The 14,342-nt window shown below is 70.0% G+C and carries 12 protein-coding genes and 2 pseudogenes; 5 read left to right on the top strand and 9 right to left on the bottom strand.

The features are described 5' to 3' along the window. A pseudogene (locus AWQ71_RS42250) lies at window positions 1-948 on the bottom strand (IS3 family transposase); the annotation flags it as partial. Between the two features lie 78 nt (window positions 949-1,026). Here AWQ71_RS42250 and AWQ71_RS35680 point away from each other — a divergent pair. After that, on the top strand, window positions 1,027-1,512 hold the full coding sequence (locus AWQ71_RS35680; protein ID WP_174550783.1) for a hypothetical protein: 486 nt from the start codon (window positions 1,027-1,029) through the stop codon (window positions 1,510-1,512). Window positions 1,513-1,621: 109 nt separating this feature from the next. Here AWQ71_RS35680 and AWQ71_RS35685 read toward each other — a convergent pair whose 3' ends face one another. The 3 genes from AWQ71_RS35685 to AWQ71_RS35695 all read right to left on the bottom strand — a co-directional run bounded on the left by AWQ71_RS35685 (window position 1,622) and on the right by AWQ71_RS35695 (window position 3,721). Then, window positions 1,622-1,969, bottom strand: a complete 348-nt coding sequence (locus AWQ71_RS35685) for a hypothetical protein (protein ID WP_067142440.1) — start codon at window positions 1,967-1,969, stop codon at window positions 1,622-1,624. A 188-nt stretch (window positions 1,970-2,157) separates the two neighbouring features. Beyond that, entirely contained in the window at window positions 2,158-3,330 is a 1,173-nt protein-coding gene (locus AWQ71_RS35690; protein WP_245658824.1) for a C40 family peptidase, read from the bottom strand. A 58-nt stretch (window positions 3,331-3,388) separates the two neighbouring features. Further along, the gene (locus AWQ71_RS35695; protein ID WP_084259674.1) at window positions 3,389-3,721 is read right to left on the bottom strand and encodes a TetR/AcrR family transcriptional regulator; all 333 of its coding nucleotides are present in this window, start codon (window positions 3,719-3,721) and stop codon (window positions 3,389-3,391) included. Window positions 3,722-3,980: 259 nt separating this feature from the next. Here AWQ71_RS35695 and AWQ71_RS35700 point away from each other — a divergent pair, with 259 nt between their 5' ends. After that, a complete protein-coding gene (locus AWQ71_RS35700; protein WP_067142447.1) occupies window positions 3,981-4,499 on the top strand; it encodes a nuclear transport factor 2 family protein in 519 nt (172 codons plus the stop codon). 123 nt (window positions 4,500-4,622) lie between these two features. Here the strand turns inward: AWQ71_RS35700 and AWQ71_RS35705 are convergent. The 5 genes and pseudogenes from AWQ71_RS35705 to AWQ71_RS35725 all read right to left on the bottom strand — a co-directional run bounded on the left by AWQ71_RS35705 (window position 4,623) and on the right by AWQ71_RS35725 (window position 11,680). Continuing rightward, window positions 4,623-6,137: pseudogene (locus tag AWQ71_RS35705) on the bottom strand (ISL3 family transposase). Window positions 6,138-6,496: 359 nt separating this feature from the next. Continuing rightward, a complete protein-coding gene (locus AWQ71_RS35710; RefSeq protein WP_067142449.1) occupies window positions 6,497-8,140 on the bottom strand; it encodes an ABC transporter ATP-binding protein in 1,644 nt (547 codons plus the stop codon). After that, window positions 8,137-9,021 (bottom strand): ABC transporter permease subunit, encoded by an 885-nt coding sequence (locus AWQ71_RS35715; protein ID WP_245658826.1) that lies wholly within the window; start codon window positions 9,019-9,021, stop codon window positions 8,137-8,139. Before AWQ71_RS35715 ends, AWQ71_RS35710 begins: the two co-directional genes overlap by 4 nt. Further along, entirely contained in the window at window positions 9,018-10,136 is a 1,119-nt protein-coding gene (locus AWQ71_RS35720) for an ABC transporter permease (protein ID WP_245658828.1), read from the bottom strand. The genes AWQ71_RS35715 and AWQ71_RS35720 overlap by 4 nt, the downstream gene beginning before the upstream one ends. Then, window positions 10,121-11,680, bottom strand: coding sequence for an ABC transporter substrate-binding protein (locus tag AWQ71_RS35725; protein WP_218002091.1), 1,560 nt, complete (start codon window positions 11,678-11,680; stop codon window positions 10,121-10,123). The genes AWQ71_RS35720 and AWQ71_RS35725 overlap by 16 nt, the downstream gene beginning before the upstream one ends. 288 nt (window positions 11,681-11,968) lie before the next feature. Between AWQ71_RS35725 and AWQ71_RS35730 the strand changes: the two genes are divergently transcribed. From AWQ71_RS35730 to AWQ71_RS35735, 3 genes are all read left to right on the top strand, one after another. Further along, window positions 11,969-13,399, top strand: coding sequence for an MATE family efflux transporter (locus tag AWQ71_RS35730; protein WP_067142452.1), 1,431 nt, complete (start codon window positions 11,969-11,971; stop codon window positions 13,397-13,399). A gap of 41 nt (window positions 13,400-13,440) precedes the next feature. After that, a complete protein-coding gene (locus tag AWQ71_RS40995) occupies window positions 13,441-13,584 on the top strand; it encodes a hypothetical protein (protein WP_245658829.1) in 144 nt (47 codons plus the stop codon). A 135-nt stretch (window positions 13,585-13,719) separates the two neighbouring features. After that, the gene (locus tag AWQ71_RS35735) at window positions 13,720-14,340 is read left to right on the top strand and encodes an FMN-binding negative transcriptional regulator (RefSeq protein ID WP_067142454.1); all 621 of its coding nucleotides are present in this window, start codon (window positions 13,720-13,722) and stop codon (window positions 14,338-14,340) included. The last annotated feature ends 2 nt before the right edge of the window (window positions 14,341-14,342 follow it).

Raw genomic sequence — 14,342 nt, forward strand, 5'->3', positions numbered from 1 at the left:
AAACAGGTGTATTGACTGCCGGCATCCGAGTGATGGATGAGGCCGGGACCGGCGGGGCGTCCGGAGCGGTCACGCCGCCACAACGCCATGTCCAGGGCATCCAGCACCAGGCCGGCGCGCTTGGACATCGAGGCTGACCAGCCGACGATCGCCCGGGAGTACACGTCCACGACGAAGGCGACGTAGACGATGCCGCACCAGGCGGGAACGTAGGTGAGTCCGCGACCCACACGGCATTGGGCCCGGATGCGGTGAAGTCCCGTTTCACCAGGTCGGTGGCCCGCTGATGTTCAGGGTCGGAGGTGGTGGTGCGGATCTTCTTGCCGCGGCGGGCCCCTTGCAGGCCCAGGGCACGCATCCGCCGCTCGACGGTGCACCGGGCCACCTGGTGGCCCTCGCGCAGCAGTTGCCGCCAGACCTTGCGGACGCCGTAGACGCCGTAGTTGGCGGTGTGGATCCGCTGGATGTGCTCGTCCAGCTCGGCATCGCGGATCGTCCGTGCCGAGGGTGGCCGGGTCTTGGCGGCGTAGTAGGTGCTGGGAGAGATCGACAGGCCGTGCTCGCTCAGCACACGACAGATCGGCTCGACACCGAACAGCTCACGGTGTTCGTCGATGAAGGTCACGAGTGCGTGTGTGGCCGGTCGAGCTCGGCCGCGAAGAAAGCCGAGGCGGCCTTCAGGATCTCATTCGCCCGGCGCAGCTCGGCGTTCTCCCGCCGCAGCCGCTTCAGCTCCGCCGATTCATCGCTGGTTGTGCCTGGTCGGGTGCCTTCGTCGATCTGGGATTGACGGACCCATTTGCGCAGCGTCTCGGCGGTGCCGATGCCGAGTTTGGCGGCGACGGCGTTGATCGCGGCCCACTCGGTCGGGTAGTCCGGGCGGACCTCGGCGACCATACGCACCGCGCGCTTACGCAGTTCTGCGGGATAGGGGGACTTGGCTGCCATGACTCGATCCTCTCAAGGGAACGAGCCTCCACCGAAGCCGGAGCGCTTCATGCTGAGACGGCGGACTTGCTCTTCGAGGTGGTCGAGCGGCTCGAGAAGAGCATCGTCGCCCGTGACTGCCCTGCGATCGTCGCCGTTGAAGGGCGGCGGAGGTTGGTGCTGAGCGATTACGACTACCTTCGCGACGACGCGTCGGCCGTGGCCTTCGAGAAGAGGGCCGCGAGCAAGGCGCGGGAGGTCGGCGCCGTCCGCTGGGTCATCGCCGTTCCTCAGGTGTGGGTGTTCACCCCGCCGAGCATGGTGTCGGTGCGGGCGGTGTCGAATCATCCGCTGCGTGAGGGCGAGCAGGAGGCCATCACCTGGATGAGCTTCGACCAGGATGAGGGCGTGGATTACGGGCGAGTTGCCTACGCGCGTCGGCCGAGTGGGGAGCCGGTCTTCGAGGAGCCGGAGATGTTCCGCGTCGGCATCCGGCCGACGGAAGCGTCAGCTGGATACACGCTGCTCCAAGCGTTCCTGGACGAAGACGAAACGGAGCCGACCCCCGGAGGAGCCGGCTCCTGACCCTGTTTCCAACCTTGCTGACGAAAGAAAGGGCGGAGAAGGGCACTCCCAAGCTACCGCGCGCGGTACCGGCCGAGCGGGAGAACCCGCCCGCCTCGGCGGATCATTATCACTTGATCCATATGGACCGGTTGCACTGCTTGACGGCGTGGTTGTACCGGAAGCAGAGCTTGAAGACGGTGATGTAACCGAAGAAGACGGTGTCCTCGCCGCACTCGAAGCCGCCGGCCTTCTCGGCCTTGACCGTGTGCATGAGCAGGAACGATGTTGCGTATTCCGCCCATACCTCGGTGGTGTCGTCCTGTAGGTCGCAGACGGTGATGTGCTTGCGATCTGAGCTGACCTTGACCGAGCCTTCCGGGCTGTCCGAGCGCCAGCCGTTGCCGCTCGCCGAGGCGGTCGCGGTCATCGCGAGCAGGAGGAACAGCGTGGTGAGAACGGTGATGGACTTCCGCATCGATTACTCCATTCGTTGGGTGTGTTCGGTTGATGTGGCGGGCCTCCGGTCGTCCCGGAGAGCCGTTGAATGCGAAGCGAGATCTGTTGAGCGCGGAGAGTCGCCGGATCCAGGCGTGCGGGGCCGGCCGCTGCCAGAACTGGCAGCGGCGGGAGCTCAACCGCGGTGCGGTTGCTCGGGGTTCGGTGTCACGAGGGCCGGACGGCGCCAGCGAACTGTCGTTCCCGGCTTGGTACGCCCGCCCAGGTGTCGATACGCACGGTGCTGCCGGTGAAGGGCGCGTGGACCATGCGGGTGGCGTCGATCGCGATGCCGACATGGTCGGGGCCGGGGATGGATGAGTCGGTCTCGTAGAAGAGCAGGTCGCCCGGCTGGACTTGGGAGCGCGGCACGCGTGCCCCTGCCCGCCACTGCTCGTAGGTGGTGGTCCCGATCCGCACTCCGGCCTTGGCCCATGCGTATTCGGTCAGCCCTGAGCAGTCGAACCCCTTGGTCCTGGCGCCGCGGCCGATGCCGTAACTCGGGCCGTTTGGGCCTCCGCCGCCCCAGGAGTACGGGATGCCACGCATCGCCAGCGCGGCGCGTACGACCTCCAGACCCCGCGCCGAGACGGAGGCGAGGTCGGGACCTGCGAGATCGGCCGCCGAGAGTTCGTCACACAGGTCCCGCGCGACCGATGTCACGATCTCCTTGGCCCGCTCCCTGTCCGCATCGGAGCCCCCGAGGTTCGCGGCCACCTCGTCCACGAGGACCTCCAGCGGCATCCCAAGAGCCGCGGCGGCCTCGATGCTGTTGCGCAGATCCGCGTGGTCGTCTCCGGATTTCGGCACGTCGTCACGGGGCCCGGTCGTCGAAGTGGTGAGAGCGGTGACGATTTGCCCCGCGCGGGCCTCGTGCTTGGCGTACGCGTCTGGGTGGGCGGAGCGCTGGACGGCCTGGGCCACGACGGTGAGCGGCTTTCCCGCCCAGCCCTCCACCTTCGCGAGGCGGGAGAAGAACGCGCGGGCGGCGTAGCGAGGGTCGGTTACCTGCTCACGGCTGCCCCAGCCGTACTCGGGGTGCTGCTGCATGAGGCCGAAGGCGCGGCCGTGGTCGCCCACGACGCTTTCGTCGAGCTCGCTTTCCTGTAGCGCGGTTGCCACGCCGATGACGGCGGCGCGCTCGGGCAGCCCCAGTTCGGCGGCCATGTCGACGATGGTCTTGGCGTTCGCGGCTTGCCTGCTGGTGAGCCCCAGCTGTCGTGCCTGGTCGAGGCCACCGCTATCGGTAGGGGCGGCTCGGCCGCCCGCGTAGGCGCATACGGCTGCGGCGAGTTGGTCGGGCCGGGCGGACAGCGCCGCGCGCTGTGCACCTCCCGCCACGCCGGCCAGCAGTCCGGTGGCGCCTGGTATCCGGGGACCGGGGTGCCGTAGACGGGGCCTAGATGAGCAGATACCGCTGGGGGTCGGCCAGTGCCCACTCGCGCAGGGCCTGCGCCAGTTCTGCGAGACCGGCGCCGGCTTCGGCGCGGGCATGGAAGACATCGGCCAGGCTGCGATAGGCGTCCCTGATCAGCTCGGTGATCAGCTCGTCCCGGTTTGCGAAGTAGCGGTACAGCGCCGGTCCGGTCATGCCGATCTGCTTGGCGATCGCGTTGGGGGATAGTGCCGACGCCCCGGCTTCGGCGATCTGCGCCCACGCCTGCTTCTTGATCTCCTCGCGCACCTGGGTGCGGTAGCGCTCCCTGGGTGACGTCGCGTCCGACTCGGCCACTAGAACTCCTCCCCTCATCCAGCCACAGTTAAAGGCTATCACGAAGGTGATTTGCTATCGCGTTCAATGCGAGTTATAACTTCTCACGAACGCAATGGCCCCTATCAAAGAAGGGCCCGGCCACCTCCTGACACCCGGCAATCCGATTCGGCACACCCCGCAACTGCCGCGCCCGCCCCGGACAGCCCGAGCGCCGCTCCGACCGGCGCCACCGGCCACGAACCATCAAAAGCCCTGATCAGAAAAGGAACACCACACCATGAAGATCCGTATGATCGTCGCAGCCGCGGTTGCGGCCACCGCTGCCGTCATCGGCTCCACCACCGCAGTGCAGGCCGCCACCACAGTGCAGGCCGCACACCAGCCTGCCAAGCACCTGCCCAGCACTGTCAAGGCCTGGAGCGCCGCTTGGAGCGGCACCGACCCTGCCGCGCTCGGCAAGCTGTTCACCGCCAACGGCACGTACACCGATCACGCGATCGGGGCCACCATGACCGGCCGGGAGCAGATCGCCGGCTGGAAGGCCCGCACCGACTCCATGATCGAGAACGTCCACGTGACGGTGAGGGCCGCATGGCGCGACGGCGGGCACCACATCACGATCCGGGGCGTGTACGCCGGGCACATCAAGGGCGCGCCGAAGCCCTTCGCGGTGCCGAGCGTCACCCTGCTGGACACCGATGGCCGCCGGATCACCGCCAACCAGGACTTCTACAACCTCGCCGATGTCCTGGCCCAGTCGGGACTGCCCGCCGACTGGACCCCCTCCGCCGGCTGAATCCGGCACTACTGACAGCTACCGAGGAACCGCAGGCTTCAGCAGCACCCCGGCGCTGAAAAAAGCGCGGGACTGTAAAAACAACGGCTCTGTCCCGTAATCGGTGGTGGCGCTGAGTGATCTTCATTGCAGCAGGATGCGGTGGCGCAGGAGGTCGAACCCAGCCCGGCCGTGCATCTGCCGCATGATTCTCTTCGTTCGCGTGTTGACGCCCTCGGTTCGGCCGTTGTGATGCGGCAAGGTGATGCCGGCGTTCACAGCCTCGCGGTCGAGCTCAAGGCCGTTGGCGAAGCCGTGCAGGTGGGGCAGGTTAGCGGCCCGGGCGTCGGTGATCCAGGCGGCGAGCTTGGCGTCGTTGCCTGCGGCCGGGGTGAGGAGTTCAGCGAAGGTACGGACCAGGCGAGCGAGTTCGGCCAGTTCGGGGCACGTAACCGCGAGTTCCTGCAGCAATGTGGTGTCGGCCTCACGCAGCCTGTCGGGGCGGGTGAGCAGAAGCCGAGCGAGACGGCGTGGTGTGATGACGGGCCGATCGCCCTCGGCTCGGCCTTGGGTGATGTAGCGGTAGAGCAGGTTGAGGCTGCCCGTGTAACCGAGTTGCTTGATCTCGCGGAACAGCTGGAGGACCGGGACGGCCGGCTCGGCGGCGCGCCGCTCCCGCAGGTGATCGCGGTAGGGATCGACGAGGGTGGGCCGGTAGCGTGGAGCGCGGCGCAGGGCCTCGGGCTCACGGGTGCGGGCGTAGCGCTTGACGGTGTTCAGGGACAGATTCAGACGGCGGGCGCATTCCAGCAGGCCAACGCCTTTATCCAGCAGGTTGTGGATCTGCTGCCAGCGTTCCCGGGTGGTTTGCTCTCGGACGCCGGCGGGCCGGGCCGGGTTGACCGCGGCCCAGCAGGAGCTGTGGGAGCGGACCTCGGCGAGGGTCTTGTCGCAGAGGTTTTTCCACATGTGTCACCTGTCGCTGACCTGCGTCGCGTCGGGCAACGCCCGCCGTATCGCCTCGCCGTAGGCACCCGACCCGTCCCGGCAGATGATCTCCACCCCGGGATGGGTACGCAGCCACGCATCGAGGGCATCGGCGCCACGGCCGGGGAGAACGTCGATGCGCTCGCCGGTTTCGGCGTCGGTGAGAATGGTGGCGTATCGGTGGCGGCGCTTGAGAGCGAAGTCATCGACTCCGAGCACTCGGGGGACCCGCGGTGGCGGCAGCGGCAACCGCATGAGCAGCCGCAGCGCGGTGGACCTCGACACCGCGATGTCCAGCGCCTGTGACAGACGAGCGCCCGCCCGGCCCGCGAGCTCTCTCACCACCGCTCCCAGTTGGCCGGTGAGCCTGTTGGTGCGGCGCTGGTAGCGCTCCAGCAGCCCTGGCACCTGTTCACGGAACGTCTGCTGTGGGCACCCCAGCGCCGGGCAGGCCAGGCGCCGTACTGTCACCGACACCACCACTTTTCGCCCGTCGACCGGGACGTCCGTGACTGTCCGGCCGCAGAAGCCGTGTACACGGCCGGTCAGCACCCCGCAGACCGGGCACGGCACAGGCTCATCCCGAGTGCGGGCTATGACCTTAATGAGGTCGTTCTCGTCCACCACATCCTCGATGACCAGGTCAGACAGCCCCGAGAACACCACGCCCATCAGATCGTTGATCTTCAGCACGCCTCAGGCTGGCAGGTGATCACTCAGCGTCACCACCGATTACGGGACAGAGCCGTTGATATTGGACAGACCCATCCGAAATCATGACGAGCGGGCCGCTGTACCGCTGGAGGGACGGATCGAGCATCGGAAGGTGCTCGGCGGGCTGATCAACGAGTACCACCGAGCCGCGTAACCACTGCGGAGAAGTTCCAGCTCAAGCCCTGCGCGATGGGGTTCGAAGCGGTACAGGCTGTCGGCGATCATACGGGCGAACTCCCGGCCGGAGAATCCGGGACTTCAAGAGTTCATGGCACCCGATCAGGGCAGCGCTTGCAAGGCGGCGATGATCCGGCCGATCAGGCTAGGTTCGGCGATGGCGACATTCGCACCGAAGCTTCGAGTGCCTCTCGCTGCGTGCTCGCCGAAGTGATGAGGGTCCTGGTCGTTGGATGGGATGGCGAGTCAAAGAGGCGCGGGGTGGGCCCGTGCTCGATGACCCGGCCGCGCTCCAGCACGATCGTGGTGTCAGTGTGCGCGGCGATTACCGACAGGTCGTGGCTGATCAGGACCAGGGTGACGCCGTGTTCGCCTCGAAGGCGGGACAGCAGGTCCATGATGCTCGCGGAGGTGTCGGCGTCGAGCGCGGAGGTCACTTCGTCGCATAGCAGCACGTCGGGACGCACCGCCAGGGCGCGGGCGATGGAGACGCGCTGGCGCTGGCCGCCGGAGAGCTGGTGCGGGTACCTTCCGGCGAAGTCCGCGGGCAGGTCAACCGCTTCGAGGAGTTCCGCGACGCGCGCGAAGACCTGTCCGGCGGGCGCCACACCATGCAATGTCAGGGGCCGGGCGAGCGTGGCGCCCACGGTCCGCGCGGGGTTGAGCGCGCCCAGGGGGTTCTGCGGAACGAGTTGCAGCGCGCGGCGCTGCTCGCGGGTGCGGCGCCGGTAGGAGCGGTGCAGCGGGGCTCCGTCGAGGGCGAGCGTGCCCGTGCTGGGCGGGTGCAGTCCGGCGAGAACGCGGACGAGGGCGGTTTTTCCCGACCCTGAGACGCCGATGACCCCGGTCGCGCTGCCGGGAGCGAGGTCGAGATTCAGGTTGTCGAGGACGGTTCGCCGTGCGCCCCGGCTGCCCACCTCGGCGCTGAGGTTCCGTACTGTGATCTCGCTGGCCTTGGATGACAGGGAGGATGGCGCGCGTGCGGCAACGGGGACCGACGCAGATGCGTGGCCCGATTCAGGCGTGATTGAGACGGCTGCTACCGGAGTCGCGGAGGCCGTTTCGTGCGCGGTTGAGGAGGCGGGGACGAGGCGCCGCGCCGCTCCCGCTGGAGGCTGGAGCGTCACCACGTCGTGGGCGCACCGGGCGACCAGGTCGGGGTCGTGGCATGCTACCGCGACGGCGACGCCGGTGCGGCCGGCCAGCTCGCACAGCAGGTCGGCGATCTCGTCGCGCAGCTCCGGATCCAGTCCGGCCGTCGGCTCGTCGAGGAGCAGGACGTCGGGACGCCGCGCGAGGGCGCGGGCGAGTGCGACCCTGCGCTGCTGCCCGCCCGACAGGGCACCAGGACGGCGGCGCTCCAGGCGCTCCTCGGCGGGCAGCCGTACCTGGGTGAGCAGGTCGAGCATGGCCCGGCGGCTTCGGTCCACGGCGGTCTCGGTGATGAGGCGATGGACCTTCATCCGGGGGTTGAGGCCGGAGCCGGGATCCTGGCCCACGTAGGCCAGCCTCCGGCGGCGGAGCAGCCGCAGGTCCCGTTCCTCAAGGGCCAGGACGTCGTGGCCGAGGACGGTGACCCGCCCCCCGGTATGGCATGCACCAGCGGGGAGCGCACCCGCGACGGCGCGCAGGAGGGTGGTCTTGCCCGCGCCCGACGGGCCGGTGAGCGCGACCACGCGGCCTGGGGACAGCGTCAGCGTGGCTCCGGAGAGGAGGGGAAGGCCGTCGGGCAGGCGGATCTCCAGATCGGTGACTTCGACAGAGGGCGGCTCGGCGAGTGTCACAGGGGAACCTCCGTGGTCGTGCCGGTTCTGGGTATGAGGGCGTCGGCGGCGAGGTTGACGCTGAGCGCGAGCACGCCGATGGCGAGGGCGGGGGCGGCGACGGCCAGCGGGTTGAGCATGATGCCGGGCGAGTTCTCCCTGATCATCAGGGCCCAGTCGGCGGTCGGCGGTTGCGGGCCGAGCTGGAGGAAGGCGGCGACGGACACCACGTAGACGGCCTCGACGAAGCGCAGGCCGAATAGCGCGAGCAGGGTTGCCCGCAGGTTGGGCAGGACCTCGCGGACGATCAGGTACCAGAGGCGCTCGCCGGAGGCGGCGGCGGTTTCAATGTAGCCCGCCGTGGCGACGGGTGTGGCGGCCGCGGCGACCACCCGGGTGGCGTACGGGATACCGAGGACGATGGCGGCGGCGGCGACCGCGAGGCGTCCGCCGTCCTGCCAGGCGAGGGCGATGAGCATGATGCCGAGGACGGCGGGCACCAGGATGGCGAGGTCGGCGGTGCGTTCCACCCAGCGGCCGAGCCCAGGGCGCAGGGCTGCGAGGACGCCGAGCAGCGCGGCGGCGGCGGTGACGAGCGCGGCGATCGCCAGCGCGTTGAGGACGAGGGGCCCTCCTCCCGCCAGGAACCTGCTGAGAACGTCGCGTCCGAGCAGGTCGCCGCCGAGCATGGCGGTGGCGTCCGGGGCCGCGAACGGCGCGACGAGGGGCCGGTCGATCGGGTGCGGCGCGAGCAGCGGGCCGGCCAGGGCGAGTAGGACGAGAGCCAGGGCGGGCGCCGCGCGCAGTGCGCGCCTGCGGCGGGATCGGCCGGATGCGATCTGGTCAAGCGCGCCGTGAAGCTCCCGTTGATCAGGGCTGCGGTGAGGGAAGGCGGTCGTCACAGGCGCACTCCTACTGTTCGGGCGCGGACGAGGTCGGCGAGCAGCAGGACGACGCTGATCGCGCCGCCGGTCGCCGCGACCACCCCGGCGACGACCGGGGTGTCCCGGTCGGCGATGGCGCCCGCCAGGACGGCGCCGACGCCGGGGTAGTTGAACAGGGTCTCCACCACGACCGCGCCGCCGAGCAGCATTCCGGCCGAGGTCGCGACGCCGACGGCGATCGCGGGCAACGCGCCGGGAAGGAGATGGTGCGTCAGGATGCGGTGGCGAGGCAGCCCGTCGATGATCGCGGCGCTCACGTGCGGCAGCGCGGCCTGGTCGGCGAGCGCGGCGCGCACGATGCGGGTGTTCCAGCCGATCTGCGGGACGGCCAGGGCCAGCAGCGGGAGCAGCAGCATGCTCCACGAGGCCGGAGCGCCGTCGGAACCGATGAGGGTGACGGCGGGCAGCCAGCCGAGCCGCAGGGACAGGACGAGCAGCAGCGCGATGGCCACCACGAACTCCGGGAGCGCGAACGCCATGGTGGCCACGACGGCGATGCCCCGGTCGGTGCGGCCGCCCGGGCGCAGCGCGGCCCAGCTTCCCAGTGCCAGGGCGCCCGCCAGGCTCACGGCGAGCGCCAGGCCCCCGAGCAGCAGGGTGTTGGGAAACGGCCCGGCGAGCAGCCGGGTGACCGGCTCCCCTCGGGCGGAGGTGCCCAGGTCACCGGTCGGCAGGGCGGTCATCCAGTCCCAGAAACGCTCGGCGAGTGGGCGGTCGAGGCCCAACGCCGTACGGCGTGCGGCCAAATCCGCGGCGCTCTCGCCGCGTTCGGACGTGCTGGAGGCGGCGTCGCCGGGCAGCAGCTCGACGGCGGCGAAGACGACCCCGAGCAGGACCGCGAGGACGGCGAGGCGCCGTAGCGCCGACCAGACGACGTGGCCCGCGATCAGGACGAACCGTGGCTTCTCCGCAGACCGCGCCTCTCCGTCAGCCCGTGGTTTTCCATCGACCCGGGTTTCCGCTCCGCTCCACATCTCCGGTCTGGCCCCGGTCTCCGCTCCGGGCCGCGGCTCCGCTCCGGAGCGGCCCCGGCGCGGGGCCGGGGGCTCGCGACGGCTCAACGGGCCAGCCACGCCTTCTCAAGCTGCACCCGGCCGTAGCCGGGGAGCTTGGGAAGGCCGCGTACGGCGCTGCCGGCCAGGTCGATGCCGTCGGCCATGCCCCACAGCAGGTAGCCGGACTTCTCGTACTCGATCTGCTGCAGCTTGCGCAGCGCCTCGGACCGCTTCGCGGCGTCGGCGGTGGCCATGGCCTCGCGGTACGCCTCGTCGAAGGAGGGTTCCTTCCAACCCGACTCGTTCTGGCCCGCGTCGGACAGCATCGTCTTGCTGGCGAAGAACACGACGGAGTCGTTGGTGCCCCAGTACGTGGTGTACAGCGGCGCCTTGAGCCAGGTCTTGTCCCAGAAGACGGCCGAGTCCTGCTTGACCACGTTGATCTTCACACCGGCCTCGCCGACCTGCGTCGCGAACAGGGTCGCGGACTCGGCGAGGCCGGAGATGTCCTCGGTGGTGACCAGGTCGTAGGTCTTGGACAGGTCGAAGCCGGCCTCGGCGAGCAGGCTCTTCGCCTTGGCGAGGTCGCGGGTGCGCTGCGGGAGGTCCTTGGCGTACGCGGGGTCGCCCGTGCCCAGGACGTCGTTGGCGACGGTGCCGTACCCGGACAGGACCTGCTTGACCATGGCCTCACGGTCCACCGCCAGGCGCAGGGCCTCGCGGATCCGGGGATCGGCGAACGGCCCGTCGGCGGTACGCATGACGATGGGCATCGCCATGTCGTTGGGCCGGCGCAGGATCTGGATGTCCGGGCGGGACTCCGCCGTGCGGGCGGCGACGGCGCCGACATTGGACGCCACGTCGATCTGCCCGGCCAGCAGGGCGTTGGCCATCGCCTGCGGGCTCTCGAAGATCCGCACCTCGATCGCGTCCAGGAACACCTTCCCCCCGTACCAGTTCTCGTTGCGCACCAGGCGGGCGTTGCCGTCGCGGAACCAGTCCAGCTTGAACGGGCCAGTGCCGGGGGCGGTGGCCAGCGCGTCGTCCTTGGTGTCCTTCTTCAGCACGAACGTGGTCAGGCGGGTGAGCAGCGGCAGGTCCGCGTTGGGATAGTCCGAGACCAGCACCACGGTCTTCGCGTCTTCCGCGGTGATGCCGGAGGGCTGGATGCCGGGCAGCCGGCTCGCGCCGGCCGGGGTGGCGCGCAGCCGTTTGAGCGACCAGACCACGTCCTCGGCGGTGACGGGCGTGCCGTCGTGGAAGGAGGCCCCGTCGGCGATCGTGAAACGCCAGGTCTTCAGGTCCTCGGACGCCTTCCACGCGCCGGCCAGGCGCGGCGCGGTGTTGGTCGTCTCGCCGGGGACGGTCAGCGTGTCGTAGAGCAGGCTGATGATCAGGTAGTCGCTCTCGTTTGTCTGCGTGCCGTGCGGGTCCCGGGTGACGGCCGAAACGCGGCCGAGGGCGCCGACCCGCAACGTGCCACCCGTACGCGGCTGCTCCGCGGCCGAGCCGGACGCCGAGACCGCCGCCGGACCGGTCTGCCCGCCGTTTCCGCAGGCGGCGAGCACACCGGCCAGCCCGATCCCCGCGCCGGTCCACAGCAGCTGTCGTCTGGTGAGCACGTCGCCCTCGTTCCTCAAATGATGCGATCCGATTTAGGTTTGCCTATCCTAAACACATGCTTTACCTGAGGCGAGAGGTGGGAGACGGCCGCGTCCACGACCGACCTGACCGGGCGGAAGCGTGCACACCGGGCCGGAGGCCGCCCTCCATGGGTTCTCCGTGCGCGGCACCGCTAGGGTCACTCAGGCGGACGACACCGGCGTGACCGGTTCCCCCCGGAGTACCGATCCCGCGGGACGGCCGGGCATCCGGCCGACGTGACCCTGCCCCGCACTATGTGAGGAGCCATGCCCCTTTCCCGACTCCGCCAGGACGCCAAGCCCCTGGCCGCCCTCGCCGTGCCGCTCGCGCTCACCCAGCTCGCGCAGGTCGCCCTCACGACCACCGACACCGTCATGATGGGCCTGATCGGCATCGAGGCCCTGGCCGCCGGAGGGCTCGCGCTGGTCCTGTTCAACCAGCTGCGCACCATGGGCGTCGGCCTGGTGACCGCCGTCGGGAACCAGGTCGCCGCCGCGGCGGCCCGCGCCGAGACCGCCGAGGCCGGGTCGGTCGAGGGGCATGGTCAGGATATGGATCGGGCCGGAGACGACGTCCGCGACCTGCTGCGCGCGGCACTGGCCGTCGCCACCCTCGCCGGCGCCGTCGGCGCCGTCCTGCTCGTCCTTTCCGGGCACGCGCTCACCTGGCTCGGCCAGGACGCCGCCGTGGTGCGGCGCATGCAGCCCATGCTGGTCGCGCTCGCCCCCGGGCTGCTGCCGTGCCTGTGGTTCCAGGCCGTGCGCCAATTCACCGTCGGCATGCGCCGCCCGCAGGCGCTCCTGCGCATCACGCTCGCGTCGGTGGCGGTCAACGCCGGCCTCAACTGGGTTCTCATCCACGGGTGGTGGGGGCTGCCCAAGGTCGGTCTGGCCGGCATCGGCGTCGCCACCTCTCTGGTGTACCTGCTCTCGTTCATCGCGCTGTACGCCTCCGCGCGGCGGGACCCCGTCCTCGCCCCCATGCTGTCCCTGCGGATCTGGCGGGTCAGGCCCGCGACCCTGCGCCGGCTGCTCGGACTCGGGACGCCCATCGCGGCGACGTACGGTTCCGAGGCCGGGTTCTTCTCCGTCGTCGCCCTGCTGATCGGGAGCTTCGGCAGCTCCGCGCTGGCCGCGCATACCGCCGTCAACCAGCTCATCTACATCGTCTTCCAAGTTTCGGTCGGGCTCTCGCACGCGGCCTCCATCGGGGTCAGCCGCGAGGTCGCCCTCGGCCGGGCCGGGGCCGCGGCGCGCATCGCCCGCACCGCCCTCGTGTGCGGGGCCGCCGTCATGACCGTAGTCGGGCTGGTGTACCTGGCCGTGCCCGAGCTCGTGTTGCGCCCGTTTCTCGACCCGTCCGGCGGCCAGTATCGGCAGACGCTCGACATCGCCACCTCGCTGCTCCTGGTCGCCGCGGTTCTCCAGTACGTCGACTGCGCGCAGAACATCGGCGTGGGCCTGCTGCGCGGCCTCGATGACACCAGGAGCGGTTTCCGCATCACCCTCGTCGGCTACTGGGCGATCGGGCTGCCTGCGGCTTGGCTGATCGGCGCCGTCGCGGGTGCGCACACCGTGGGCGCCTGGCTGGGGCTGCTGACGGGACTGGCCGCCACGGGCGGTCTTCTGCTCCGGCGCTTCCACCGTTCCCTGGCGGCGCACGGCACACGGGCGCAAGCCGTGGAGTCACCCGCCTGACCCCGGACGACGCCCGAGCGCGGGTCGACAACCAGTGGTCCATGGGCGAGTACGGCTCCCGGGCGGTGGTGTGGCAGACCGCCGTCAACCCGGTCGTGGCCCTGGAACTGATCGCCGAGGGTACCTGGTCCGGCGCCGGGGTCCTGGGTCCGGAAGCCCTTCCGCCCCGGTCCTCGACCTGCTGACCGAGTACGGCACCCCGTGGGGTATGCGCGAACAGTGACCGCACGGGTTCTTTGTCGGGACGCCCAAAGTTCCCTGTGGGGCCTTGGTGGCTTCCACGCTGACAGAGGATGTGTAACACCTGTTTCATCATTCGTATGCTGGAACAGGAGATATACACGCTCGACGATCCGGAGGCGCTGCGCGGGCTGATCCGCGACCACGGCTGGGCGACGCTCGTGACCGTCTCGGCGGAGGGCGAGCCCGTCGTCACGCATCTGCCTGTGATCCCCGATCCGGAGACGCCCGGGCCCGCCGTCGTGGGGCATCTCGCCCGTACGGACCCGGCCGCGCGCGGGCTGGGGGAGCGGCCGGTCGTGCTGGTGGTCCAGGGCCCGCATGGGTATGTCTCGCCCACGTTCTACGAGGCGGGGCCGTACGTCCCGACCTGGAACCACGTCACCCTTCATCTGCATGGAACACCGGGTCTGCTCGGTCCCGGGGAGACGTACGAGGTGCTCTCGGCCACCGTCGACCATTTCGAGTCCGCGCGGCCCGAACCGTTCCGGATGGCCGACGTGGAGGGGTACGCCCGGCGGATCGCCCCCGGCACCACAGGCTTCCGCCTGGTGCCGTCGAGGGTCGTGGGCAAGGCCAAGCTGAGCCAGGACAAGCCGGCGGAGATCGTCGAGCGGGTGATCCACGCCTTGGACGCCGACGACGTCCACCGAAACCCGGCGCTCGCCGACGCGATGCGCGCCGTGACCAGCGCGCCGTGAAC

Source organism: Microtetraspora malaysiensis (genome assembly GCF_001528665.1).
Classification (GTDB): Bacteria; Actinomycetota; Actinomycetes; order Streptosporangiales; family Streptosporangiaceae; genus Microtetraspora_A; species Microtetraspora_A malaysiensis.

Bases quoted from the DNA above. Each gene is read 5' to 3' on its own strand.
- AWQ71_RS35685 (WP_067142440.1), bottom strand. From the start codon at position 1,969: ATGCGGAAGTCCATCACCGTTCTCACCACGCTGTTCCTCCTGCTCGCG.
- AWQ71_RS35700 (WP_067142447.1), top strand. From the start codon at position 3,981: ATGAAGATCCGTATGATCGTCGCAGCCGCGGTTGCGGCCACCGCTGCC.
- AWQ71_RS35730 (WP_067142452.1), top strand. From the start codon at position 11,969: ATGCCCCTTTCCCGACTCCGCCAGGACGCCAAGCCCCTGGCCGCCCTC.
- AWQ71_RS40995 (WP_245658829.1), top strand. From the start codon at position 13,441: ATGGGCGAGTACGGCTCCCGGGCGGTGGTGTGGCAGACCGCCGTCAAC.
- AWQ71_RS35735 (WP_067142454.1), top strand. From the start codon at position 13,720: ATGCTGGAACAGGAGATATACACGCTCGACGATCCGGAGGCGCTGCGC.